The sequence below is a fragment of the Aquitalea aquatica genome (genome assembly GCF_013911085.1).
In the GTDB taxonomy this organism is placed as follows: Bacteria; Pseudomonadota; Gammaproteobacteria; order Burkholderiales; family Chromobacteriaceae; genus Aquitalea; species Aquitalea aquatica.
In genome coordinates this window covers 81,480-107,165 of sequence record NZ_JACERN010000024.1, presented here as the reverse complement: position 1 = coordinate 107,165, position 25,686 = coordinate 81,480, and the positions used below count along the sequence as shown (strand labels likewise).

Here is a 25,686-nt window from a genome sequence, read left to right as displayed (position 1 = left end):
GTCAGTCCTTGTGGCCCTGTGCGTCGGCGTCGGCCTGCAGCCGGCTGCGCACAAAGTCGATATGGCCACGCAATTCATACAGCAAATCGCCAAAGGCTGCCGGCACCACGATCTTGCTCACCGTGGCATCGACATGCTGCAGCCGGTGCAGCAATTCCTCCTGCTTGCCCGGCACCGTGCGCTGGGCCACCGCCTCGCGCTCGATATCGAACAACACCCGATACCAGCGGTTGATGCCGGACTGGATACGCCAGCGATAAATGGCCGGGGCCACCTTGAGTGCCGGTATCAGCAACAGCACCAGTGGCAGCATCACCGCCAGCGCCCGTGCCACCAGCCCGGCCAGCCAGAAGGGGAAGGTGCGGTAGAAAAAGCTTTTGCCGGAGGCGTAATAGCGCTGTGCATCCTCGCTGATACGGATTTCATGCTCGGCCAGCACCGGAAACTCGCCAGCCTTCTTGAACAGGCCGGGCTTGCCATGAACTTCACGCGCGGCCTCCAGCAGCAGATCGGACAAGGCCGGGTGTAAGCCCTCGCGCGCTACCAGCTCTACCGTGGGGCCGATCAGATTGGTGGTTTCCGGCGGAATATCCTTGCCCAAGTCCAGCGCACCACGTGGCAGCTCCAGCTTGTTCAGATAGCTGACCCGCCGTGCATAGCCATCTGCCTGGATGAAGCTGAACAGATGAATGTCCGGTGTGTGCAGCAACTGGCGCAGCAGGTCGGTAGAGCTGGAATCACCCATCACGAACAGTGCATCCACCTGCTGCTCCAGCAGCGACTTGACCGCATCGCCCGGCAGCGCATTCAGCAGCGTGGTATCGGCTCCCGGCGTGATGCCATTGAGCTTGAGCAGCGCCAGCGCCAGGTTGTGGGTACCGCTGCCCTCTTCGCCGATAGCCAGCCGCATGCCTTTGAAATCGGACAGCAAGGTCTTGGGCGTGCCACGGTAGAACACCATCAGCGGCTGATAGGAAATACTGCCCAGCGACATCAGCCGGCTGGTATCGGCACTGCCGGCCTCACCGCCCAGCACGAAGCCGACATCCACATCCAGCCGGGGGTTGCTCAGCTTGTGCAGATTATCCAGCGAGCCACCGGAAGGCAGTATTTTCACCGTCACTCCCTCGCGCGCCAATATCTTCTGGTAACGCAGGGCGGTTTTCTGGAACACGCTACCCGGCGGGCCACTAATGATGGTGAGGCTGGTGGGTGCCGCCGCATTGGTCAGCAGCAGCGCCAGCAACATGATGGCTACACCAGCCAGCACGATCATCAGCATCGACAGTACCAGGCCACGACCAAACAGGGCGTTCAGCCGGGCGGCAAGGCGGGCAAACAGGCTACGGGGAGAGAACAAGGCAAGGCTCCTGACTGGGGCCGGCCTGCGCAACAGGCGACACGGCCGGACCGCCGCAATCTACCACGGCAGCCCCGCCACCGCGACCCGGCTCGGCGCGCGGCCGGGTATGATGGCGCTTGACTTCGAGTGCACTCTAACTTGCAGACTGGCTTCCATGACCACACTCAGCATCCGGCAAATGGCCCGCCACAGCGGACTTTCCACCCATACCCTGCGCTATTACGAGGATATCGGGCTGATTGATCCGGTGGCGCGCAGCGCCAGCGGCCACCGCTGCTACGGCGAACAGGAACAACGCTGGATAGACTTCCTGCTACGCCTGCGCGCTACCGGCATGCCGATACGCGACATGCTGCACTACGCCGCACTGCGGCGCAGCGGCAATGCGCTGGACAGTGTGGTTGCACGTCAGCAGATGCTGCAACAGCATGTGCTGACATTGGAAACCCGGCTGGCCACCCTGCAGGAAAATCTGGCACTGATGCGCGACAAAGTCGCCATCTATGCCGGCATGGCGGCAGAACTGCAGGCCGCCAGCCACCGCACCGCGACAGGAGTCACTCATGCACACCCCACGCTACCAACAGGGCTGGAACCGCCTGCGTCAGGTTGACGCTGCGGCCGGCGAGCGCGTCATCGCCAGCCTGCAGGACATCAGCCCGGATCTGGGCCGCTACATCATCGAATTCGGTTTTGGCGATGTGTATTGCCGCCCCGGCCTCAGCCTGCAACAGCGCGAACTGGCCACCATTGCCGCCCTCACCACACTGGGTAATGCCACACCGCAGCTCAAGGTACATATTGCCGCCGGGCTGAATGTGGGCCTGAGCCAGCAGGAAATCCACGAAACCATCCTGCAGATGGCGGTGTATGCCGGTTTTCCGGCCGCGCTCAACGGCATGTTTGCGGCAAAAGAGGTATTTGCCGAACACGACGGGCCTGAAGCAACAGCTTCGGGCTAACAAGCGCTGAGCAAACCGCGTAGAGCACCCCGGCCAAGGCCCGCCGCCGCAGACAGTACATGGCGTACGGCAAGGCGGCACAAGGCTGGCGCGGGGTGTTGTTATCGGGTCTAGGCATGGCCGCGCCCCAGCGCCAGGGCGGCCGCCGAGGTACGGGTTTCCACGCCCAGCTTGGCGAATACATGCTCCAGATGCTTGTTGACGGTGCGCGGGCTCATGCCAAGGATCTCGGCAATATCGCGATTGGTCTTGCCCAGGCTCAGCCAGTGCAGCACCTCGGCCTCACGCTGGGTCAGGCGGAAAGCCGCCACCAGCGCCGCCACGCTGGACTGCACGCCATCTTCGCGCAGCACCACGAGCCACTCCGCTTCGCCAGGCACCAGATGAAAGCTGGCCAGCAGCCGCTGGCCAGCTTCGCCCGGCCACTGCCCCGGTAGCTCCTGCCCGGCCTGTCTGGCCTGCTGGGCGTTGAAGGCCCAGCGCAGCAAGGCATCAGGTGCCTGTTCGCCCACCACCGCGAAATAGCGCTGCAGCAGCTGGCTGGCCAGCGCGGTCTGCCATAGCAGGCGGCCGCTGTGCGGGTCCAGCGCCAGCGTGGCCTGGCCAAAGGCATCCAGCGCGCTGCGGGCCTGCTGCATCTGGCGGGCACTGGCGGTATGCGCGGCAATGCGCGCCAGCACTTCCGGCGGCCGCAGCGGTTTGGTGACATAGTCGGCCCCGCCGGCGGCAAAGGCCGCCACCACGTGTTCGCTCTCGGTCAGGCCGGTCATGAATACGATGGGAATGGGCCGGGTGACAAAATCCGCCTTCAGCCGCCGCGCCACCTCGAAACCATCCATGCCCGGCATCACCGCGTCCAGCAGGATCACGTCCGGCAGGCTGAGCCGGGCGCGCTGCAGGGCGGCCTCGCCATGAGTGGCCACCAGCACGGTATGGCCGGCGGCATCCAGTGCATCGTGCAGCAGCTGCAGATTGTCCGGCACATCATCCACGATCAGCACCAGTGCGCTGCGTTGTGCGGCCTTGTCCATCAGGCTTGGTCCTCTTCCGGCTGCGCCAGGCTGCGCAGCGCATCAAATTGAAAATTTGCCGCCAGCGCCTCGGCCCGGCGCAGGAATTCGCCATGCTGGCTGGTCTGGCCAGCCAGGGTTTGCAAGGCCGCCTTCACCCCCTTGGGGTAGCCCAGTTGCAGCGCCTCCAGCAAGGGTTGCAGCAAATCGGCTGGCGGCAGGCTCAATGCCGCTGCGCTGGCGTGTAGCGGCTGCAGTGCCACGACGGCGGCCGGCTGGCTGTCGGTGTGCCATGCCAGCTGCAAACGTTTTCCCAGCCAGTCGAGGATGTCGTCGATACGGATGGGTTTGACGAAGAAATCTGCCGGCAGAATACCCACGTCGTTGTCCTGGCCCTTTTCAAAGGCATTGGCCGAGATGATGGCCAGCGCGGCCGCATCGGCCATGCCTGCCTGGGCCTGACGGATGGCCCGCAAGGTTTGCCAGCCGTCCATGCCCGGCATGGCCAGGTCCATGAAGATTGCATGCGGGCGAAAGCTGGCTAGTTGCGCCAGGCAGGCTTCGCCGCTACTGGCCTCGGCCAGTTCAAACCCCAGCGGCTGCAGCATGCGGCCCAGCATGGCGCGGTCCACCGCTTCGTTGTCCACCAGCAACAGGCGACGGCGCGGCCCGGCATAGCCGGTGCGCTGCAGCCGTGGCACGGCCTGTTCGGCTTGCTGGCCGATGAGCGCGGGCAGGAACAGGCGCACGGTAAACAGCGCGCCCTGCCCCGGCGTGCTGTCCAGGCGGATTTCGCCGCCCATCAGGTCGGTCAGCATCTTGCTGATGGTCAGCCCCAGCCCGCTGCCGCCCTGCTGCGACTGGCGGCCGCGCTCGAAGGGTTCGAACAGCCGCGCCTGGTCTTCGGCGGCCATCCCCGGCCCGCTGTCGCGGATGGTAAAGGTGGCCATTTCGCGCTGATAGCGCAGCCCCAGGCTAACCTCGCCGCGCAGGGTGAACTTGACCGCATTGCCCAGCAGGTTGATCAGGATCTGCCGCAGCCGTTTTTCATCGGCGCGCACCACCGCCGGCAGCTCGCCTTGCGGTTCGAAGCGGAAATCCAGCCCTTTTTGCTGTGCCTGAAGGCTGAACATGGCCACCAGTTGCTTGATGAAGGCGGTAAAGTCCAGCGGCCGCATGTCCAGTGTCAGCTTGCCGCTTTCGATGCGGGCAATGTCCATGGTGCCTTCGATCACCGACAGCAAGTGGTCGCCACTCTTGTACACCACCTCCACCGCCTGGCGTGCTGCCGGTGGCAGGCTGGCATCGGCATGCAGAATCTGCGCATAACCCAGCATGCTGTTGAGCGGAGTACGCAGCTCGTGACTGATGGTAGTGACATAGCGGCTCTTGGCCTGATTGGCCTGTTCGGCCGCTTCACGCGCCTGTTGCAGCAGCAGGTCGGTCTGGCGGTGTGAATCGATTTCCTGTTGCAGCAGGCGCGTCTGGCGGCGCGATTCTTCCTGCGCCACCTGCCGGCTATTGCGGGTCAGCACCATCCACCAGGCCAGCACGCTGCTGGCCAACAGCAGCACGGCAAATAGGCGGAACAGCAGGCCGGACAGGCCGGCCACTGCACCCTCCTGCCGGGCGATGAAATACAACAGGCCCAGCAGCAATAGCAAGAAAGCGGTGATGCCGGTCATCAGCAACAGGTAATGCCCCAGCCCGCGTTTCAGATACGGTTGCAGGCCACGCGGCAGCAGGCGCTGCAACAGACCCTGCCATTGCGCCGCCAGCGTGGCTTGCGGCTTGCACAGGTCGCCACAGCGCACATCCAGTGTGCAGCACAGCGAGCAGATATGGCCTTGATAGGCCGGGCAGCCGACGATGTCTTCCGCCTCGTATTCGCGCTGGCACAGCACGCAGCGATAGCGCGCCTGCTGCATGCCGGAGGGGCGGCGCGCCAGATAATAGCGCCCGCCACTGAGCCAGGCGAACAAGGGCGACAACAGCAAGGCCGTACACATGGCCACCAGTGGCGACAGCGCCTGTGCCGTCTCGCCCAGCGCGCCCAGATGGGCGGCCACCGCCAGCAGCGACGCCAGCGCCATCGCGCCCAGGCCCACCGGATTGATGTCGTACAGATAGCCACGGCGGAACTCGATGCCCGGCGGACTCAGCCCCAGCGGCTTGTTGATCAGCAAATCCGCCACCACCGCCATGATCCAGGAAATGGCGATATTGCTGTACAAGGCCAGCACCTGTCCCAATGCCTGAAACACCTCCAGCTCCATCAGCAGCAGGGCAATCAGCGTATTGAACACCACCCACACCACCCGGCCCGGATGGCTGTGGGTGAGCCGGGAAAAGAAATTGGACCAGGCCAGGCTGCCGGCATAGGCATTGGTGACGTTGATCTTCAGCTGCGACACGATGACAAACAGCGTGGTGGCGGCAATGGCCAGCCGGCCATCGCTGAATACATGGGAATAGCCGATCAGATACATCTGGTTCGGGTCCACCGCCTTGGCCAGCGGCACGGCATTGCGTAGCGCCAGCCAGGCCAGCAGTGCGCCGCCCAGCATCTTGGCCACCCCCGGCAGCACCCAGCCCGGCCCGCCCAGCAGGCAGGCCAGCCACCAGCTGCGGGCATTGTCGGCGGTGCGCGGCGGCATGAAACGCAGATAATCGGCCTGCTCGCCCATCTGGGTAATCAGTGCAATGCCCACCGCAAACGCTGCACCAAAACTGCGCAGATCGAAGTGCGTACCCGCACCGTGCGCACCAGGGTAATGCCACAAGCCCTGCACGGCGGTCGGCTCCTGCCACAGCACAAAGCCATAGGGCAGCAGCAACAGCAGCAGCCACAAGGGCTGGGTCCAGCTTTGCAAACGGCTGATGGCGGTGACACCGTGGGTGACCAGCGGCAGCACCAGCAAGGCGCACAACAAGTAGCCGGCCACTGGCGGAATACCAAAGCCCAGCTCCAGCGCATAGGCCATGATGGCCGCTTCCAGCGCAAAAAAGATGAAGGTGAAGGAGGCGTAGATCAGCGAGGTGACGGTGGAGCCGATATAGCCGAAACCAGCCCCACGGGTCAGCAAATCCATGTCCACGCCGTAGCGGGCGGCATATACCGAAATCGGCAGGCCGGCCAGCAGGATCACCAGCCCGGTCAGCAGGATGGCCAGCAAGGCGTTAAAGAACCCGGCCTGCACCAGCATTGTGGCACCCACCGCTTCCAGCACCAGAAACGAGGCCGCCCCGCCCAGCGCGGTATTGGCCACCCGCCACAGCGACCACTGGCGAAAGCGGCGCGGGGTAAAGCGCAGCGCATAGTCTTCCAGCGATTCGCGCGCTACCCAGCTGTTGTAATCGCGGCGCAGCTGGATGACTTGCTGTGGGGGAGATGGCGGCTCTGCGGACACGGGGTAATCCTGTTGGCGATGACACCCACCACAGACGCAAGAAGCCTGCCAGCACCGCCAGCCTGGCCCCTCCTCCGCCAGACAGGCTGGTGTAACTCAGCTGCAGGTCCGGCCAGTCTCATGACGCAGCCTGCAGATAGCCCTCCACCAGCGCCAGCAAGGCCGCCGCCGCCGGGGTGGGGCTATCGTGACAGGCCAGATAGACACGCCGGCGCGGGCCATCCACCACCGGCAGCGCCAGCAGGTCGGCATGCTGGTCGGCACCCAGTGCCGGCACCATGCCGACGGCACAGCCACTACGCACCAGGCTAACCAGTGTTTCGGCATGATTCACCTCAAAGGTCACCCGCCGCTTGATGCCCTGGGCGGCAAACGCCATATCGGTCTGCAGACGCGGGCCGGTGCCTGCCGGCCAGTCCACCAGGGTCTGCTGCGCCAGCTGTGGCAAGGTCAATTCCTGACAGCCGGCCAGCGGATGCTGTGGATGCAGCAAGGCCAGCAGCGGCTCTTCCCACAGCAGACGCGCATCCAGCCCCAGCACCGGCTCGCCCGGCCACACGCCGATGAAGGCGATATCGGTCTGCTGCTGCCGCAGTTCTTCCATCAGCACATCGCTCATGCGCAAGGCCAGCTGTACATCCACTTGCGGATGACGGCGGTGGTATTCCGCCAGCAGGCCGGGCAGATCCAGCCGGCTGAGCGTGGAGATGCAGCCTATGCGCAGGCAACCGCGAATTTCGCCGGTGGCCGCCGCCATTTCATCCTCCAGCCGGCGTGCGGCATCGCGCACCTGGCGCGCATGGTTGACGAAGGTATGGCCTGCCGGGGTCAGCGTCACCTGGCGTGAAGTGCGCTCGAACAAGCGGGTGCCAAACTCCTGCTCCAGCCGCGATATCTGGTGGCTGAGCGCAGACTGCACGGTGTGGCACCGCTCGGCGGCACGGGTGAAGTTCTCTTCTTCAGCCACCGCCAGCACATAGTCGATCTGGCGCAGATTCATAACATCAATCTCGTTTCACGATCAAAAACATGAAAACAATACATTGGTGTCATTATTCAGGCCAGTGAATACTGCGCGGGCATGCATTAAAAGCGGCTAACAAAATAGCGTAGCGTCCCTGGGGCAAGAAGGCTCAACGCAGCAGCAGGGTTTTTGTTAGCGGCTCTACCACCCCCTGCGCAGCCACACCGAAAGCACACACATGCACACCACCCACACCCTCCCCCACCCCGGCCATGAACATGGCGGGCTCAGCCCACTATTGATGTGGCTGATGACGGTAGCCACCGGCCTGGCCGTGGCCGGTAATTATTACGCCCAGCCCTTGCTGCCGGAAATCAGCCGCGCGCTGGGCATTAGCGCCGCCAGCGCCGGTGGCATCGTCACCACCGCCCAGCTTGGCTACGCCCTGGGCTTGCTATTGATCGTGCCACTGGGCGATATGCTGGAACGGCGACGGCTGATCATCAGCATGATGCTGCTGGCCACGGCCGGCCTGCTGATCAGCGCCACGGCAGACAGCATCAGCCAGCTGCTGCTTGGCACGGCGCTGGCCGGCGTGTGCTCGGTGGTGGCGCAAATCCTGCTGCCGCTGGGTGCCAGCCTGGCCGCCGAGGCCGAACGCGGCCGCGTGGTGGGCACCATCATGAGCGGCCTGCTCACCGGCATATTGCTGGCCCGCACCGTGGCCGGCACGCTAGCCGACCTGGGCGGCTGGCACACCGTGTACTGGTGCGGCGCAGCCGGCATGCTGCTGATGACCGTGGTGCTGGCGCGCCAGCTACCAGTCAGCCGCGTGGGCAGCGGCCTGTCCTATCCGCAGCTACTGCGCTCGGTCCTGCGCCTGTTCAATGAAGAAGCCAGTCTGCGCCTGCGCGGCCTGCTGGGGGCCATGGCCTTTGCCACCTTCAGCGTGATGTGGACCTCGCTGGCCTTCCTGCTGTCAGCGCCGCCATTTTCCTTCTCCAACAGCACCATCGGCCTGTTCGGGCTGGCCGGTGCCGCCGGGGCCATGTCCGCCAATATCGTTGGCCGCCTGAGCGACCGGGGCCATGGTCCGCTGGCCACGCGGCTGAGCCTGGGCCTGATGTTGCTGGCGTGGTTGCCGCTGGCGCTGGCACCACACTCGATTACCGCCTTGCTCGTGGGCATTTTGCTGCTGGATCTGGGCGTGGCAGGCTGCCACGTCAGCAATCAGGGGGCGATCTACCGCATCCGCCCGGAAGCGCGCAACCGGCTGACCTCGGCCTATATGACCAGCTACTTCATCGGCGGGGCCGTTGGCTCGCTGGCCTCGGCCTGGGCTTATGGCCACTGGGGCTGGACCGGCGTGGTGGTGGTAGGCGCGGCCTGCAGCCTGACTGGCCTCAGCGCCTGGGAGCTGTCCCGGACAACGCGCTGAACGATGGAGGACTGTTTATGGATGATTGTTTATGGTGCTGCTGCTGGCTGCAGCAGCTGGCAGTCATGATCCTGCACATCGCCTTCGGCCGAGGCAAAGTTGCCGGCCAGCAGGTCAGCCTTGCCGGCCAGCAGCCAGAAACCTGGCCCGCTGTCGAAGCGGGTGGCAATCACCGCCAGGGTGTAGCGGCCCATGTCCTCGCGGGCGGCAGGAATCCCCTCCGCCAGCAGACGGAAGGGCTGCACGCCCGCCAGTGTCTCGCCCATGATGGCTCTTGCCTGGTAGGCATGGCCGTTGATGCCACCAGGCAGCTCCTGCCATTGCGGCCCGATGGCTGCCTGTTGCAACTGCCGACGCAATGCCGGCTGCACACAGGAAACATGAATGTGCAGCTGGTTCTGGCTGCGGCCCCATGGCGAGTTCACCGTCAGCGCCAGCGCCTCGCGCGGCAAGGGGCTGCCGTGCAGGCGATCCATCCACTGGCGAGCGTCCCAGGCCGCGGCCCAGTAATCGGGCGCATCATCCTGCAATAGCAGCGGGCTTTCGATGCCGCTGACCCGTGCGGTGGGAATCAGCAGATATTGCAGTACACCGTGGATGTCCTTGAGCACGGCAAAACCCTGCGCCTCGCCCTGTCCGGTTTCCACCCTGGCACAGGGTGCCGGGTCCTCGGCCTGCTGCCAGTGCGGTACACACTGCTCATGCACGATATTCCACAAGGCATCGGCATTGGCCGCATGCACCGCCCAGGATATCAATAGCAGCAGCGCGGCCAGCACACTGCCGCCACGGATGATTTTCACCGTCATGGAATGATGCTTTCGCCAGAGGAAAAACCGCATGATGAATCAGCCGGATGACAAACTGTCGCTCAGCGCGGCGGCAGCAGGCTGGGCAAGGGCCAGCGCTTGACCGTCCACCAGGCATAGCCGCCCAGTGTGGCCGACAAGCCCAAGGACACCACGAAATAACCAGCCGGGCCGATGGCCGCCATCACCGAGGAGCACAATAGCGGCCCCAGCGTGCCGCCCAGCGCATATACCATCAGCAGCGAAGCACTCACCTCCACCCGGTGGCGCGCTGGCATGGCGTCGTTGGCGATACCGCTGAGCGTGCCGTAAAAGGTAAAGGCCACCGACACATACACCATCACCAGCGGCAGCATCCAGCCGGTGTTCAGCAACTGGGTCAGGATCAGCGACAGCACCGCCACCACCAGCGCGCAGCGCGCCAGCAAGGTGGCGCGGTCGCTACTGTCCGCCCATTTGCCCATCGGCCACTGCAATAGCGGCGCAGCCAGCAAGGCCAGGCCCATGAAACTGGCAATATCCGGTGCAGAGCGGCCGGACTGGCTCAGCATGGCCGGCAGCATGGTGTAGAAGGCGCTATTGAAACAGCCGGCCAGCACCGCCCCCACCAGGCTGAGCGGAGCGCGCCGGCCCAGCAAGCGCAGGGTACGCATGGCCCGCGCCAGCACATTGCCAGGCGCTGGGGCCGCCAGCACTTGCGGACGCTGCTGGGTCAGGGTGACCGGGATGATGGCCAGGGCAAACAACATGGCCACGATGATGAAGGGCCAGCCAGACTGGCTGAACGGCAGCTTGAGCAGCCACTGGCCGGCACTTGCCCCCAGGTAGCTGATGATCAGGTAAAGCGAAAACAGCTGGCCGCGCTGGCTGTTGCTGACACAGCCGTTCAGCCAGCTTTCCACCACCATGTAGATGCCCACCATGGCCAGACCATTGCCCAGCCGCGCCAGCAGCCACAGCCACGGCGTGGTGAACAGCGCCTGACACAAGGTCAGCACGCAGATGATGGCGGTAAGCGCAGCAAAGGCCCGGTGATGGCCATACTGGCGAATCATGCCGCTGCAGAAGAATCCGCCGAGAAAGAAACCGGCGTAATAGGCCGACTGCACCATGCCGGCCACCGCCACCGGCACGCCATTGGCCAGCAAGCTGAGCGAGGTTTCGGTGCTGCCCAGCGCATTGCCCACCACCAGCAAGGCATAAGCCAGCAACAGGCTGGCCACCGCCCGCAGCATGCTGCGCCAACTACGCTCCACCACCGTCACGCTGTGCATGAACTGACCACTCCCCCGACGCATACCATCTAAATATCATTATGGCTGGTGCGCTGTCATCAGCCATGCCCGCAAACGACTGCGCCAGGAGCGGAAACCGTCCACACCCGCCCCCCGACTACTTGTTCTGCCGCTGCCGCCAGGCGGCCAGCTCGCTCAGTTTCAGTCCGCGTGGAAAGGGCCGGTGTTTGCCATGGGCAATGCGTTGCGAGCGGTAAATGCCGCTATGGCCAGAAAAATAATAGCTGGCCACGCAAGCCAGTGCGGCGTAGATGCCCACCTCGCTGCCAAACAGCTCCATCGCCATGATGGTGGAGGCCAGCGGCGTATTGGCTGCCCCGGCAAACACGGCGACAAAACCCAGCCCGGCCAGCAGGGAAAACGGCAGATGCAGCAAGGGAGACAGGGCATTGCCCAGGGTGGCACCGATATAAAACAGTGGCGTGACTTCGCCGCCCTTGAAACCGCTGGCCAGCGACAGCACGGTCAGGCCCAGCTTGGCAGCGAAATCATAAGGCACCAGCGGCTGCTGGAAGGCGTCGACAATCACCGGAATGCCCAGACCGATATAGCGATCGGCCCCCGTCGGCCAGACGATGGCCACCAGCAACAAGCCGCCCAGCAGGGGGCGCAGCGGCGGGTACTTCACCAGATGCTTGATGCGCGCCGACAAGGCATGGGTGCTGTCGGCAAACAGCTTGCCGGTAAGACCGAACAGCGCGCCGGCCACCAGCGTGGCCAGCAGGGTCCAGCCGCTGATGGCCGGGATAAATTGAATGGTGTAGTGGGTGTGCAGCACACTCCAGGCCAGGCCCACCTGGTCGGCCACAATAGCCGCCAGCAGGCAGGGAAACAGCGCGTCGTAGCGCATGCGACCAATGGCCAGCACTTCCAGCGCAAACACGGCGCCAGCCAGTGGCGTACCGAATACCGAGGCAAACCCGGCGGCAATGCCGCACATCAGCAAGATGCGCCGGTCGGCATTACCGAGCTTGAGCAGGTGAGTAAGCTGGTCGGCCAGCGCTCCGCCCATCTGCACGGCAGTGCCTTCGCGCCCGACCGAGGCTCCGAACAGATGCGACATCACCGTGCCCCACAGCACCAGCGGCACCATGCGCAGGGGAACAATCCGGGTGGGATCGTGAATCTCGTCGATCAACAGATTATTGCCAGCCTCCACCCGGCTGCCATAACGCAGGTAAACCCAGCCGACGACAAAACCAGCCAGTGGCAGCAATAGCAGCAGCCAGCGGTAGTCCTGCCGCATGGCCGTGGCCCATGCCAGGCTATGCAGAAAGAAGGCAGAAGCAGAGCCGGCCAGCAAGGCAACCAGGCAGGCCAGTAACAGCAGCTTGCTCATGCGCGGCAGCATGGCAAGGGTTTCGGAACGGGAAATGGCAGACATGACGTTCTTCTGAATGACAACACATAATCACCCCCGGCCGGAAAATACAGACGCACCTGCAGCTCCCGGCAAGGGGAATCCTGCAGGCATCATCAGCCCGGATGGGCGGTTTGCTGTCACGGCCGCGACATGCTGCGCAGCGGGACAAGCGGGAGGAATGCCATCTCCCTCAAAGAAAAGCCATGCTAGCGGCAAAGCCTGAGCGCGACAAGCAAAAAGCCGGGCTACCCCAGAGGGACAGCCCGGCCAGACCAGCAACAGGACAAGGGCAAAACCGGCAGATCAGCCTCAGGACAGGCTGTCACCTTTCTCGTCACGGGTCTTGTACAGCGAGTACAGCACACCGCTGATCAGCAGGCCCAGCGTCACCACCAGCGATACACCGGTTGGAATGTGGAACTGCACCAGCTGAATGTCGTTGAGATACACCAGCCCTACTTTCACCCCGATGAACACCAGCACGATGGCGAGCGAATACTTGAGGTATTCGAAACGGTGCACCATGGCCGACAGCGCAAAGTACAGCGCACGCAGGCCCAGAATGGCGAAAATGTTGGAGGTGTAGATCAGGAAAGGATCCTGGGTGATGGCGAAAATCGCCGGAATACTGTCCACCGCAAACACCAGGTCGGCGCTTTCCACCAGGATCAGTGTCAGCAGCAAGGGCGTGGCCCACCAGCCGCGGGACAGGCCGTGCTGTTCACCACGCACCAGGAAATGATGGCCATGCAGGGTGGGCGTGAGGCGCAGATGACGGCGCAGCCACTGGTACAGTTTATTGTCATCCAGCGAGGGATGGCCTTCATCCTTGCCCAACAGCATCTTGATACCGGTCAGCAGCAGGAACAGGCCAAACAGCACCAGCACCCACTTGAACTCGGCGACCAGCACCGCGCCAAGGCCAATCATCACGGCCCGCAACACGATCACGCCCAGAATGCCCCAGAACAGCACCCGGTGCTGGTACAGCCGTGGCACGGCCATGCCGCTGAAAATCAGCGACATCACAAAGATGTTGTCCATCGACAGCGATTTTTCCACCAGATAGCCGGTGAGATACTGCATGCCGGCATCGCCGCCACGGTACCACCACACCCAACCACCAAAGGCCAGACCCATGGCGATGTAAAACGCCGACAGCTTCAGGCTTTCCTTGACGCCAATCTCGTGGTCGTCCTTGTTGAGCACACCAAGATCAAACAGCAGCAAGGCCGCCACAATGGCCATGAACATCAGCCACATCCACAGCGGTGTGCCGGCAAACAACACATTCAACCATTCCATTATCTTGTTCTTTCACGGTAACGCAGCCTGGCTGGGACCATGGCTAGGGGGCAAAACGCCGATGAGCAGGACCAGCCTGCTCATCGTCATGTGGTCAGACAATACGGCGACTCAGCGCACAGCTTGCAGCGCGGCGATGCGCGACTCCAGCGAAGGGTGGCTGGACATCAGCCCCATCAGGCCGGCACCACCGGAAATACCCGAGGCCGCCATGTTCTGCGGCAGCTCGCCGGCATGCACGCCACCCAGGCGATGCAGTGCGGCAATCATCGGCTGCGGGCTGCCCAGCAGCTTGGCTGCACCGGCATCGGCACGGTATTCACGCTGACGCGAGAAGTACATCACGATAAACGACGCCAGAATGCCGAACACGATTTCGCAGACGATGACGGTAATGAAGTAGCCAATGCCGGTGCCGCTGGAAGACTCCTCGTCGTTGCGGCGCAAGAAGTTGTCCACCAGATAGCCCACCACGCGCGCCAGGAAGAACACAAAGGTATTCACCACGCCCTGGATCAGGGTCAGCGTCACCATGTCGCCATTCTGGATGTGGGCGATTTCATGGGCCAGCACGGCCTCGACTTCCTGCTCGGTCATGGAGGCCAGCAAACCGGTAGACACAGCTACCAGTGAATTCGACTTGCTGGCACCGGTGGCAAAAGCATTCGGCTCGCCTTCGTATACCGCCACTTCCGGCATTGGCAGTCCAGCGCGGTCGGCCAGCTTGCGCACGGTAAACAGCAACCAGCGCTCGGTTTCATTGCTCGGCTGCTCGATGACACGGGCGCCGGTACTCCACTTGGCCATGGTCTTGGACATCCACAGCGAAATGAAGGCACCACCAAAACCCATCAGGCCGGCAAAGGCCAGCAGGCTGCCCATGTTCAGGCCGCCAGCGGTGATAAAACGGTTGATGCCCAGCAACTGGGCGGCGATGCTCAGCACCAGCATCACCGCGATATTGGTGGCGATCAGCAAGATCACGCGTTTCATGATCAATCCTCTCAGTGGTGGTTAATGGCAGACCGGCGCTGAGCACCGGCCCGTATAAATCAGATGCTGCATGATAGATGTTTCCAGTCCACGAAAAAATCAAATAAACTAACAATATTCATCAGATTTTTTCGAATAATCATGCTCAGCGATCTTAATTACAAACATCTGCACTATTTCTGGGCGGTAGCCCGTGCCGGCAGTGTCACGGCAGCGGCACGCCAGCTGGGCATGACGGCGCAGACTGTCAGCGGCCAGATCTCGCGGCTGGAGCAACACATCGGCCGCGCCTTGTTTACCCAGCAAGGGCGTGGTCTGGTATTGACCGAGGCTGGCCGCATGGCACTGGGCTATGCCGACCGTATTTTCCAGCTGGGCGAAGAATTGCAGGAAATGCTGGCCGACGAGCAGCTGGATCACACTTTGCGGCTGAGCAGCGGCATCAGCGATGTGCTGCCCAAGAGCATTGCCTACCGTCTGCTGCAACCCGCCCTGGCCTTGCCGCAGCGTGTCAGGCTGCACTGCAACGAGGGGACATTCGACCAACTGCTGCACGAGCTGAGCAGCCACAGCCTGGATCTGGTGCTGGCCGACCGCCCGGCACCAGCAGCGGCGCAGCAGACGCTGCAATCCTATTTGCTGGCCCGCTGTCCGGTGATGATTTTCGCCACGCCAGCACTGGCCGAGCGCTACCAGCCGGGATTTCCACACAGCCTGCAGCGCGCACCGCTATTGCTACCCAGCCGCGACAATGTGCTGCGCGGCCAGCTGGAACATTGGCTGGAAGAGCGCGGCATCCGTCCGGACATCGTGGGGGAGTTCAAGGATGGCGCATTGCTGCATACCTTTGGCGAACAGGGTGCCGGCCTGTTTCCGGCGCCGGCCTTTGCCGCCAGCGATATTACCGGCAACGGCAAGCTCTGCCTGCTCGGCTTGGTGGAGGGCGTGGAAGAGCAGTATTACGCCATCGCCAACCGCCGCAAATTGCAGCATAAGGCAGTACAGGCGATCATTCAGCATGCCGATTCGGAATAATCGTCACATGGAAAAGTGTAGTTTCGCTGTACGATTTTTCCCGGACCCGCTGAACCAGCAGTAAATCAGCATTGTCTGATTTGACTGATTACGCAGGCGGCGACCAAAAACAGCTTGCGATACTGTTGTTCTTCTTACAAATTACCCATACTGCATGACAAGCTGGCTGCCCGCAGCCGGCATACACTGGCCTGACACTATCTGACCGAATGACCAATTTGCCCAATCAGACTCTCGATTCCATCTTTCAAAGCCTGAGCGCAGGCGAATGTAGCAGCGGAGCCGCACTGGCCGAGCTGATACGCAGCCTGCGCCCATCCAGCGCCACCAATCATGAACAGGCGGTGATGAACCTGCGCGCGCTGGCCTGGCTGCTGGAACATAACCCCACCTATCGCCAGGCACTGCGCTCTGCCCTGCTGGAGCTGCTGACGCAAACCCGGCAGATACCGCTGTATACCGAATCGGGCATTCTGGCCAATACCGGTTTCTTCTCCACGCTATCCAAGCGGGTAGGTGAACGGCTGCTGCCCATGCCCATCCGCGAAGACTCCTTGCAGGACCGCTTTGGCCGCCTCTTCCGCTGGAAGCAGGATCACATCTGGCTGGCTGGCATACCGGATGAAACCTGGCAGCAGCTATGGCAGGCCATGGCCTGGCCGGAGGAAGAAGATCGTGCCGGCTGGGTACAAACCCGGCTGCAAATGGTAGAGGCCGTGCAGATCCTGTCGGCACGGGTCACGGCCATTGGCCTGGAGCCGGAACTGGTACGGGTCTATCCGGAAATCGAGCGCTTCGAGTCGCCCTTCCTGCACCTGAATGCCGCCGTGCTCAGCTATGCCGACAGCTATCGCCGGGCACTGGCTGATGGCACGGCACAGGCAGAAGACGATAAGCACGTACTGGTGCTATTGGATCAGTGCGAGGAAATACTGGGCAAAATCCGCAAGAATGCTTCGCGCAACGGCATCTCGGTCAACCTCACCTATCAGGCCCTGCGCCTGCTGCAAAGCCTGAACCGCCTGCGCGCCCTGCTGGCGCTACTGGAGCCGGGCCACGACCCGGGACACAACCCGGCATTGTTTCACCTGATACAAGACTTCGCCCGCGCGGAAAACCGCAAATACAGCGTCAGCGATGTGCTCAAGTCCAATACCGAACTGCTGGCACTGCAGGTGACCGAACATGCCGGCCGCCACGGCGAACACTATATTGCCGAATCGCGCCGGGAATGGGCGGGCATGGCCAAGGCCGCCATGGGCGCCGGGCTGATCGTGGGGGTGATGGCGCTGATCAAGCTGCTACTGGCCCAGGCCCACCTGCCACTGCTGTGGGAGGGGCTGTCGTATGGTCTCAACTACGCCATCGGCTTCATCATCGTGCAATTGCTGCACTTCACCATTGCCACCAAACAGCCGGCGATGACCGCCGCCCGCATTGCCGCCGCCCTTCACCAGCAGGAAAAAAGCGGTTCGCGAGTGCCGCTGGATGAGCTGGCCGAACTGGTGGTCAAGGTGATGCGCACGCAGTTCATCGCCATCCTGGGCAATGTACTGCTGGCCATTCCCACCGCCGCCATCATCGCCCTCGGCTGGCAGGCACTGTTCGGCCAGCCGGTGGTCGGCACGGCCAAGGCCCAGCACCTGCTGCATGATCTGGACCCGCTGGGCAGCCTGGCGCTGCTGCATGCTGGCATTGCCGGGGTGTATCTCTTCCTGTCCGGACTGATTGCCGGTTATTACGATAACAAGGCCATCTATCGCCGCATCCCGGAACGACTGGCTGCCCACCCGCTGCTGAACAAGCTGCTGGGCAAGCATCGCGCCTGGCAGCTGGGGCATTACGTCGAGCACAATCTGGGGGCACTGGCCGGCAACTTCTATTTCGGCCTGTTCCTTGGGCTGACCGGCACCATCGGCATCATTCTCGGCCTGCCGCTGGACATCCGCCACATCACCTTCTCTGCTGCCAATCTGGCATTCGGCCTGGTGGCACTGGATTTCCAGCTGCCATTGGGGATGATTGCCCTGTACTGCGGCGGCGTGGCCTTGATCGGCTTCACCAATCTGGCGGTCAGCTTCAGCATGGCACTGTGGGTGGCACTACGTTCGCGCAAGCTGAGCGGCCGTCAGGTATTGCCGCTACTGCCCTTGTTGCTCAAGCACTTCATCCGTCACCCCCTGCAGTTCTTCATTCCCCCCGCTGCGCCGCGCCCGCCGATAGACGAGGCGGCCGGGGACAAGCCGGCTGGCTCCTGAGCAGCCCTCACGCTACAGCCAGGCCCGGTTTCAGCCGGGCTTGCGCCAGCGCTGATTGCGTCGGCCCAGCAGCCGCTCCAGCAGGCTGAGCAGCAGGGACAGCCCGGCCGAGCTCAAGACCACCAGCGTGGCCATGGCCGCTGCCGCAGCAGTATCGCCGGCATCGTCCATGGTGATGATGGACACCGCCGCCAGGCTGTGTTCCGGCGTCATGATGAAGATCAGCGCAGACAACGTGGTCATGGCCGACACAAACAGAAAGCGCGCCACATCCACCAGCGCCGGCAGGCAGACCGGCAGGCTCACCCGCCACCAGGTCACCCAGAACGGTACTTTGAGTGAAGCGGCCACCGCTTCGAACTCACCATCCAGCTGCTTGAGTGCCGTGGCGGCGGTCAGATGCGCCGTGGTATAGAAATGGGCAATGCAGCACAACACCATCAGGCCCAGGCTGCCATACCAGCCATGCAGTGGATTGGCCGGGTGATTGAAAAAGAACACATAGCCCAAGCCCAGCACCAGCCCCGGCACCGCCATCGGCAACATGGCCAGAAAGCGCAACAGGCTGCGCCCCAGCGCCATGCCCGGCAGTTTTTCGCAGACATAAGCCCCGACAAACACCAGCAGGCTGCCCAGCACTGCCGTGGCCGTGGCCAGCTGCAGGCTGTTGACATAGGCCGACCAGCCGCCGCCATCCACCGTGTCGAACTGATAATGGGCCAGGGTAAAGTCCAGATTGTACGGCCAGTACTTGATGAAGGATGCCGCCACCCCCACCCCCAGCAGCGCCAGCAGCAAGAGGCCGATGGCCAGCAACAGCAGCAGGGCGCCAGCATCGCGCAGCCATGCTGGCGCTGGGGCAAACGGCTGCGCCCGTGCAGTCAGCGCCGCCTGCTGCCGCCTGGCCATGTGCCGTTCCACCAGACAGGACAGAATGGCTGGCAGCAACAGCAGCAAGCCCACCACCGCCCCACGCGGAAAGTTCTGCTGGCCAATCACCTGCTTGAAGGCTTCCACCGCCAGCACATTGAAATCGCCGCCCACCACCTTGGGCACGCCAAAATCGGTCAGCACCAGGGTGAACACCACCAGCCCCGCCGAGACCAGCCCGTAACGCACACCGGGCAGGGTAATGGTCAGGAACTGGCGCAGAGGTCCGGCCCCCAGCACCCGGCCAGCTTCGTATAGCCGGGCATCGGCAGCGGACAGTGCCGTCATGATGATCAGCAAGGCATGCGGAAAGGTGTAAAACAACTCACCCAGCACCACGCCCCAAAAGCCGTAGATATTGCCACCATGCAGCCAGTCCTTGAGCAGGCCCTGGTTGCCGAACAGGTAAACCAGCGAAATGGCCGGCATCAGCGAAGGGGCCAGCAAGGGCGACAGGCCGACCTGCCGCCACAGCCCCCTGCCCCATAGCCGGCTGCGCAGCAGGGCCCAGGCAAAGGCAAAGGCCAGTGGCAGCACCAGTGCGGTGACGGTCAGCCCCAGTTGCAGACTGTTGCTGCTGGCGCGCAGCAGGCCGGGCGATTGCAATACCTGGGCAAAATTGGCGAGGCAGACAAAGCCGCCGTCGCCATCCTGTACGGACTTGGCGAAGATGAACAACAAGGGCAGGCCCAAACCCAACAGCAACACCGCCACCAGCGCCCACAGCAGCAGGCTGGCAATGCGCGCCTCACCTGCGATGCCGGCCTGCCCGCCACGCGGCAACCAGCGTAATACCGCGCTCAGCATGGCAGGTCTCCGGCAAAGGCCAGCAGGCGGGCCGCTGGCAGCTCCACCGGCACGATCTCACCCGGCACCAGTGGCTGGCGATCCAGCATGCCGGGGCACACTTCGGCATACAGCACCTGCCCGGGCATGCCCTCCGGCAGCAGGCGGATGCGGGTCAGCGCACCGCCAAAGCTGATATTGTCGACGCGGGCCAGCACAGTATTCGGGGCATTCTCCCAGCGCGGCTTGATGATGACGTCCTCCGGCCGCAAGAACAGCTGCAAGGCCGGGTCTGGCGGCAGCACAGCTTCCAGCCGCAGTGCATGGTTGCCCACACGGACCTGTTGCGCGCCACAGGCCGTGGCCGGCAGCCAGTTGGCTTCGCCGACGAATTCCGCCACAAAGCGGCTGCAGGGCTGGCGGTAGATTTCCGCCGGCGTGCCGATCTGCTCGATCCGGCCGGCATTCATCACCACCACCCGGTCGGCAATGGCCAGCGCCTCTTCCTGATCATGCGTCACCATCAGCGTGGTCACGCCCAAGCGCTGCTGCAAACCCTTCAGCTCTTCACGCAGCTTGTCGCGCACCCGTGCATCCAGCGCCGACAGCGGTTCATCCAGCAACAGCATGCCGGGCGAGGTAGCCAGCGCACGCGCCAGGGCCACGCGCTGCTGCTGGCCACCGGACAGTTGCGCCGGGTATTTGTCCTCGGCTCCAGGCAGGCCGACCATGTCCAGCAGCTCGCGCACCCGCAGGCGGTGGCGTTGCCGCTCATGCCGTGGCTTGAGCCCGTAGGCGATATTGTCCGCCACGCTCAGGTTGGGAAACAGCGCATAGCTCTGGAACACAATGCCGTAATCACGTTGCGCCGGTGCGGCACGGGTAATATCGCGCGCTTGCAGCGCAATACTGCCGGCATCCGGCAGATCAAGGCCGGCAATCAGCCGCAACAAAGTGGTCTTGCCGCAGCCAGAAGGCCCCAGCAGGCAGACAAATTCACCCTTGCGTATGGATAGCGATACCGCATCCAGCGCGGTAAAACTGCCAAAGCGCCGGGAAAGCCCGTGCATGGTCAGGTGATCGCTCAAGCCGTTTTCGGCCGGTTTCATGACACATTCCTCCTGCCGCAGCCGGTAACAGCGACCGGCGTGCGCGGTATAAATCGACACATGACAAACTGCTGGCCAAATGATTGAGAAGCTTGGCCCAAGCTGCGTTAAGCCGGCCCGGCCAAGCCTCGTGGGACTGTGCGCCGGACTGCACCGCGCTACTGGCGGCACGCCCAAACAAACGACACCAACAGTCGGCGGACTGCTGGTGTCGCGGGTAATGGACAATTAGCCGTTTAGCACGCTGCTTCAGTTTTTCGGTGCAGCCTTGCTTTCATAACGACGCGACCATTCCTGCAGGATGGCTTCGCGATTTTTGGCGGCCCAGGCAAAGTTGTTCTTGCTCAGGCGCTTGGCATAGTCGGTGGGGATGTAAGGGTTCTGCTTGGCCACGCCCGGCATGGCCACCACGGCGTAGTTCTTTTCATACAGCTGCATGGCCGGCAGGCTGACCGAGAAATCCGCCAGCATTTTGGCGGCAGCCAGGTTCTTGCTGCCCTTGAGGATGGCCGTGGCCTCCAGATCCCAGCCCAGACCTTCCTTGGGATAGACCAGATCAATCGGCGCGCCCTTTTCCTTCAGCTCGGCACCGCGGTATTCAAAGGAAATACCGATGGGGTATTCGCCCGCCGCAGCCATCTTGCAGGGCTTGCTGCCAGAGTGCACATACTGGGCCATGTTGACGTGCAGCTTGTCCATGTAGTCCCAGCCATTTTTCTCACCCATCATCTGCAACCAGGCGGACACATCCAGATAGCCGGTGCCGGACGAGGCCGGATGCGGCATCACAATCTGGCCCTTGTACACCGGCTTGGTCAGGTCGGCCCAGCTTTCCGGCTTGGGCAGGCCTTTCTTGACGGCTTCCACGGTATTGAAACAGATGGTGGCCGCCCACACGTCCATGCCCGTCCACTTGGGCGGATGCGCCTTGTCGACGAATTCGCGATTGAGATTTTCCACACCCTTGGGCGCATAGCTTTGCAGCATGCCTTGTTGATCCAGAATCATCAGACTGGTGGCGGCCAGGCCCCACACTACATCAGCCTGCGGATTGTTCTTTTCCGACAGCAGCTTGGCGGTAATCACCCCGGTGGATTCACGCACAAAACGCAGCTCGATATCCGGGTTGGCCTTTTCAAAGGCAGCCTTGTAATCCTTGACCTGATCAGCCTCCAGTGCGGAATAAACCGTCAGGGTAGTTGCTGCCTGTGCCAGCGGTGCCATCAGGCCGGTACACACCAGGCCAATGCATGCAGCCATCTGCTTTTTCATCGACATTACTCCATTGATTTAGACGTATAGACAAATTTACCGGCACTAGAAGGCTGGTCGGCCAGTCAATGGCTGCCATCATGATCAGTCTGAGTGACAAGGCAGTTAAACCGACATGAAACTTGTCTTGCGCTGCTAGACCTTTCCCGCAGCAAGCCCACCCGGCATGGCAATGCCGAATTTCTTGGCAGCAGCCAATGCCTGCGGTATACACTGCAAGCATAAAATCAACGAACCCTAAAACGGCTCCAATGACCCTGCGTCGCATCTTTGACAGCATCATCACCCGCTTGCTGATACTGGTCGTCTGTCTGGTGTGTATCGGCTCACTGGTACGTTACTACGCGCTGAGCCATTTCCTGCGCCAGGACCTCAGCACGGTGGTACAAGACCAGCAGCTGGCACTGGCTACCTATGTGGCGCGCGATATCGATGACAAGATCAGCCAGCGCCAGACCCTGCTGACCCACCTCGCCAGCGACCTGCCGCAACCATTGCTGCAACAGCCGGAACAGCTGCGCCAGTGGCTGCGCCAGCGCTACCAGTACCAGAACCTGTTTTCCGGTGGTCTGTTCGTGACCGATCTGCATGGCAAGGCCGTGGCCGACTATCCGGTAGCACCCGGCCGCATGCAGCGCAGTTATATCGAACGCGACTACATACGGGCTGCCTTGCAGGGCAACAGCTATATTGGCCGCCCGGTGGTGGGCCATGCACTGGGCATACCGGTATTGCCAATGGCGGTGCCGGTTTTCAATCGCGACATGCAAGTGGTAGGTGTGCTGGCCGGCATTACCCCGCTGGCAGCACCCGGCTTTCTCGATCTGCTGCAAAAAACCGCGATCGGCCATGATAGCGGCGGATTTTTGCTGGTTTCTCCACGCGACAACCTGTTTGTGGCTGCCTCGCAAAAAGAGATGAATATGCAAAAGCTGCCGGCCACCGGCATCAATCCGCTGCATGACCGTGCCATGGCCGGTTATCGCGGCAGTGGCATCACCACCAATGCGATGGGACAGGAAGAAGTGGCCGCCATCGTTTCGGTGCCCAGTAGTGGCTGGTTTGTGGTGGCGCGCCTGTCCAGCAGCGAAGCCTTCGCCACCGTGGGCCATGTGCAGAGCTTCGCCATTCGCGGAGCCATCGTCGCCACCATTTTGTTTGCCCTGCTGGCATCGGCCTGCATGTATTACGTGTTGCGGCCGCTGTTTCATGCCGCCGCCGACGCCGAACGCATGACGCGTGGCGAATTGCCGCTGGTGCCGCTGGCCATCCGCCGCAACGACGAAGTGGGCCACTTCATCTCCGCCTTTAACCGGCTGCTGCGCAAGCTGCACGAACAACAGGCCCAGCTGGAACGCATCGCCCACCACGACACCCTGACCGGGCTACCCAATCGCCTGCTGCTGGCCGACCGGCTGAAACTGGCACTGGCGCAATCGCGCCGCCACGGCAAGCATGTGGCACTGCTATTCATGGATCTGGATGGTTTCAAACATATCAACGACAGCCAGGGGCATGATGCCGGCGACGAGGCCCTGCGCATGGTCACCAGCAGATTGCTGGCGGTGCTACGCGAAACCGATACCCTGGCGCGCATCGGTGGCGACGAATTCGTGCTGCTGCTGTGTGATCTGGACGAACAAGCCAGGGAAGTCGCCCGCATCGTGGCGGAAAAATGCCTGGCCGCCATGCAGCCGCCGCTGCGGATTGGCGCGGAGGAATTCCAGCTGGGCATTTCCATCGGCCTGACGCTGGCCACCGCCGACAGCACGCCCGACTCGCTGCTGCAAGAGGCCGATCAGGCGATGTATCTGGCCAAACATGCCGGTGGCAACTGCTTGATGCGCAACTAGGGCCGGCGTGATCAGCACGCCACTATTTGACCACGATCAAACCAATTCAGCCGTCCTGAATTTTCAATACTTTCTCACTAGCAATCAGAAATATCCGACAAATAACACTGTTGTAGTGAAAAACTACAGTGAATACCCCTGTCGTCGCCTCCATATACTACAAATCATCCCGCCACGGGATCGGACACCGGCCTGCCACTGAGCACGCCATTGCATGTGCAGAATTTCAGCGCACCGCTGTCCGGATGACATGCCTTGTCATTGCTGCTTGACCGAGCAGGCCGCCTGTCACCAACAGGTCGCCCGGCTACCTGCCCAAGACGTTTGCTGTTGCTTCCATCCAATAACAGAAGGAGACGGTAATGTTGATCGGTGTTCCAAAGGAAATCAAAAACCACGAGTATCGTGTGGGTCTCACCCCTTCCGGCGTGCGCGAGCTGGTTGCGCATGGCCACAAGGTGCTGGTGCAGACCCAGGCCGGGCTGGCCATCGGTTTTACCGACGAGCAGTACATCCAGTCCGGGGCCTCGATAGCTTCTTCGGCAGAAGAAGTATTTTCAAAGGCCGAGATGGTGGTGAAAGTGAAAGAACCACAGCCGGTAGAGTGCCGCATGCTGCGCCCCGGCCAGATCCTGTTTACCTATCTGCATCTGGCACCGGACCCGGAGCAGACCAAGCTGCTGACCGAATCCGGCGCAGTGGCCATTGCCTACGAAACCGTGACCGACGAGCGTGGCGGCCTGCCCTTGCTGGCCCCGATGTCGGAAGTGGCCGGCCGCATGGCCATCCAGGCTGGCGCCCATGCACTGGAAAAAGCCCAGGGTGGTCGTGGTGTGCTGCTGGGCGGTGTGCCGGGTGTGGCTCCGGCCCGCGTGGTGGTGATCGGTGGTGGCGTGGTGGGCCTGAACGCGGCACGCATGGCGGCCGGGCTGGGTGCTGATGTCACCATTCTGGACAAGTCGCTACCGCGCCTGAAGGAAATCGACATGGTGTTTGGCGGCCGCATCAAGACCCTGGTGTCCAATACCGCCAATATCGACGAGTCCATCCGCGAAGCCGACATGGTGGTCGGTGCGGTGCTGATTCCGGGGGCTGCCGCACCCAAGCTGGTTACCCGCGCCATGCTGGGCAATATGAAACCGGGTGCAGTGCTGGTGGATGTGGCCATCGATCAGGGCGGCTGTTTCGAAACCAGCCGCGCCACCACCCATCAGGACCCGATCTATGTGGTGGATGGCATCGTGCACTACTGCGTGGCCAATATGCCGGGTGGCGTGGCCCGCACCTCCACCCAGGCGCTGAACAACGCCACCCTGCCCTTCACGCTGGAACTGGCCAACAAGGGCTGGCGTCAGGCACTGCTGGACAATGCCCATCTGCGCAATGGCCTGAATGTGTGCCACGGCAAGATCACCTACAAGGCGGTGGCCGATGATCTGGGCTACCACTATGTCGATCCGGTGGAAGCCATCAAGACCGCCTGATTCCCGTCAGACTGCCCGCTGCAGACAAGGCCGGCCCACGCCAGAAT

The 25,686-nt window shown here is 62.5% G+C and carries 19 protein-coding genes and 1 riboswitch; of the genes, 7 read left to right on the top strand and 12 right to left on the bottom strand.

What is annotated here, in order from left to right; translation table 11 throughout:
- Nucleotide 1 precedes the first annotated feature (1 nt).
- Complete coding sequence (locus H2Z84_RS09095; RefSeq protein WP_220272765.1) at nucleotides 2-1,360, bottom strand: TAXI family TRAP transporter solute-binding subunit; 1,359 nt, start codon at nucleotides 1,358-1,360, stop codon at nucleotides 2-4.
- Nucleotides 1,361-1,517: 157 nt separating this feature from the next.
- Between H2Z84_RS09095 and H2Z84_RS09090 the strand changes: the two genes are divergently transcribed.
- Both H2Z84_RS09090 and H2Z84_RS09085 read left to right on the top strand, forming a co-directional pair.
- The gene (locus H2Z84_RS09090) at nucleotides 1,518-1,976 is read left to right on the top strand and encodes a MerR family transcriptional regulator (RefSeq protein WP_181835712.1); all 459 of its coding nucleotides are present in this window, start codon (nucleotides 1,518-1,520) and stop codon (nucleotides 1,974-1,976) included.
- On the top strand, nucleotides 1,927-2,325 hold the full coding sequence (locus H2Z84_RS09085) for a carboxymuconolactone decarboxylase family protein (protein WP_181835711.1): 399 nt from the start codon (nucleotides 1,927-1,929) through the stop codon (nucleotides 2,323-2,325). The genes H2Z84_RS09090 and H2Z84_RS09085 overlap by 50 nt, the downstream gene beginning before the upstream one ends.
- Nucleotides 2,326-2,435: 110 nt before the next feature.
- Here H2Z84_RS09085 and H2Z84_RS09080 read toward each other — a convergent pair whose 3' ends face one another.
- The 3 genes from H2Z84_RS09080 to H2Z84_RS09070 all read right to left on the bottom strand — a co-directional run bounded on the left by H2Z84_RS09080 (nucleotide 2,436) and on the right by H2Z84_RS09070 (nucleotide 7,745).
- Nucleotides 2,436-3,356 (bottom strand): response regulator transcription factor, encoded by a 921-nt coding sequence (locus tag H2Z84_RS09080; RefSeq protein WP_181835710.1) that lies wholly within the window; start codon nucleotides 3,354-3,356, stop codon nucleotides 2,436-2,438.
- Nucleotides 3,356-6,745, bottom strand: a complete 3,390-nt coding sequence (locus tag H2Z84_RS21470) for a hybrid sensor histidine kinase/response regulator (protein ID WP_181835709.1) — start codon at nucleotides 6,743-6,745, stop codon at nucleotides 3,356-3,358. The genes H2Z84_RS09080 and H2Z84_RS21470 overlap by 1 nt, the downstream gene beginning before the upstream one ends.
- 118 nt (nucleotides 6,746-6,863) lie before the next feature.
- The gene (locus H2Z84_RS09070; RefSeq protein WP_181835708.1) at nucleotides 6,864-7,745 is read right to left on the bottom strand and encodes a LysR family transcriptional regulator; all 882 of its coding nucleotides are present in this window, start codon (nucleotides 7,743-7,745) and stop codon (nucleotides 6,864-6,866) included.
- A 202-nt stretch (nucleotides 7,746-7,947) separates the two neighbouring features.
- Here H2Z84_RS09070 and H2Z84_RS09065 point away from each other — a divergent pair, with 202 nt between their 5' ends.
- Complete coding sequence (locus tag H2Z84_RS09065; RefSeq protein WP_181835707.1) at nucleotides 7,948-9,147, top strand: MFS transporter; 1,200 nt, start codon at nucleotides 7,948-7,950, stop codon at nucleotides 9,145-9,147.
- Nucleotides 9,148-9,176: 29 nt separating this feature from the next.
- Here H2Z84_RS09065 and H2Z84_RS09060 read toward each other — a convergent pair whose 3' ends face one another.
- From H2Z84_RS09060 to htpX, 5 genes are all read right to left on the bottom strand, one after another.
- The gene (locus H2Z84_RS09060; protein ID WP_181835706.1) at nucleotides 9,177-9,956 is read right to left on the bottom strand and encodes a CDP-diacylglycerol diphosphatase; all 780 of its coding nucleotides are present in this window, start codon (nucleotides 9,954-9,956) and stop codon (nucleotides 9,177-9,179) included.
- A 62-nt stretch (nucleotides 9,957-10,018) separates the two neighbouring features.
- Nucleotides 10,019-11,230 (bottom strand): MFS transporter, encoded by a 1,212-nt coding sequence (locus H2Z84_RS09055; protein WP_181835705.1) that lies wholly within the window; start codon nucleotides 11,228-11,230, stop codon nucleotides 10,019-10,021.
- A gap of 118 nt (nucleotides 11,231-11,348) precedes the next feature.
- On the bottom strand, nucleotides 11,349-12,635 hold the full coding sequence (locus H2Z84_RS09050) for a voltage-gated chloride channel family protein (RefSeq protein WP_181835704.1): 1,287 nt from the start codon (nucleotides 12,633-12,635) through the stop codon (nucleotides 11,349-11,351).
- A 76-nt stretch (nucleotides 12,636-12,711) separates the two neighbouring features.
- Nucleotides 12,712-12,812: riboswitch (Fluoride riboswitch) on the bottom strand.
- 111 nt (nucleotides 12,813-12,923) lie between these two features.
- Nucleotides 12,924-13,919, bottom strand: coding sequence for a TerC family protein (locus tag H2Z84_RS09045; protein ID WP_181835703.1), 996 nt, complete (start codon nucleotides 13,917-13,919; stop codon nucleotides 12,924-12,926).
- Between the two features lie 111 nt (nucleotides 13,920-14,030).
- Nucleotides 14,031-14,912 (bottom strand): protease HtpX, encoded by an 882-nt coding sequence (htpX, locus tag H2Z84_RS09040; RefSeq protein WP_181835702.1) that lies wholly within the window; start codon nucleotides 14,910-14,912, stop codon nucleotides 14,031-14,033.
- A gap of 141 nt (nucleotides 14,913-15,053) precedes the next feature.
- Between htpX and nhaR the strand changes: the two genes are divergently transcribed.
- Together nhaR and H2Z84_RS09030 are read left to right on the top strand one after the other, a co-directional pair.
- Nucleotides 15,054-15,947, top strand: coding sequence for a transcriptional activator NhaR (gene nhaR, locus H2Z84_RS09035; RefSeq protein WP_181835701.1), 894 nt, complete (start codon nucleotides 15,054-15,056; stop codon nucleotides 15,945-15,947).
- Between the two features lie 209 nt (nucleotides 15,948-16,156).
- Nucleotides 16,157-18,205, top strand: a complete 2,049-nt coding sequence (locus H2Z84_RS09030; protein ID WP_181835700.1) for a site-specific recombinase — start codon at nucleotides 16,157-16,159, stop codon at nucleotides 18,203-18,205.
- A gap of 30 nt (nucleotides 18,206-18,235) precedes the next feature.
- Here H2Z84_RS09030 and H2Z84_RS09025 read toward each other — a convergent pair whose 3' ends face one another.
- From H2Z84_RS09025 to H2Z84_RS09015, 3 genes are all read right to left on the bottom strand, one after another.
- A complete protein-coding gene (locus H2Z84_RS09025) occupies nucleotides 18,236-19,942 on the bottom strand; it encodes a putative 2-aminoethylphosphonate ABC transporter permease subunit (protein WP_181835699.1) in 1,707 nt (568 codons plus the stop codon).
- Nucleotides 19,936-21,030: a putative 2-aminoethylphosphonate ABC transporter ATP-binding protein gene (locus tag H2Z84_RS09020; protein WP_181835698.1), complete on the bottom strand. Its 1,095-nt coding sequence runs from the start codon at nucleotides 21,028-21,030 to the stop codon at nucleotides 19,936-19,938. Before H2Z84_RS09020 ends, H2Z84_RS09025 begins: the two co-directional genes overlap by 7 nt.
- Before the next feature lie 249 nt (nucleotides 21,031-21,279).
- Complete coding sequence (locus H2Z84_RS09015; RefSeq protein WP_258869348.1) at nucleotides 21,280-22,302, bottom strand: putative 2-aminoethylphosphonate ABC transporter substrate-binding protein; 1,023 nt, start codon at nucleotides 22,300-22,302, stop codon at nucleotides 21,280-21,282.
- A 251-nt stretch (nucleotides 22,303-22,553) separates the two neighbouring features.
- Between H2Z84_RS09015 and H2Z84_RS09010 the strand changes: the two genes are divergently transcribed.
- Together H2Z84_RS09010 and ald are read left to right on the top strand one after the other, a co-directional pair.
- Nucleotides 22,554-24,155 (top strand): diguanylate cyclase domain-containing protein, encoded by a 1,602-nt coding sequence (locus H2Z84_RS09010; protein WP_181835696.1) that lies wholly within the window; start codon nucleotides 22,554-22,556, stop codon nucleotides 24,153-24,155.
- A gap of 362 nt (nucleotides 24,156-24,517) precedes the next feature.
- Nucleotides 24,518-25,639, top strand: a complete 1,122-nt coding sequence (gene ald / locus H2Z84_RS09005; protein ID WP_103523999.1) for an alanine dehydrogenase — start codon at nucleotides 24,518-24,520, stop codon at nucleotides 25,637-25,639.
- Nucleotides 25,640-25,686 lie beyond the last annotated feature (47 nt).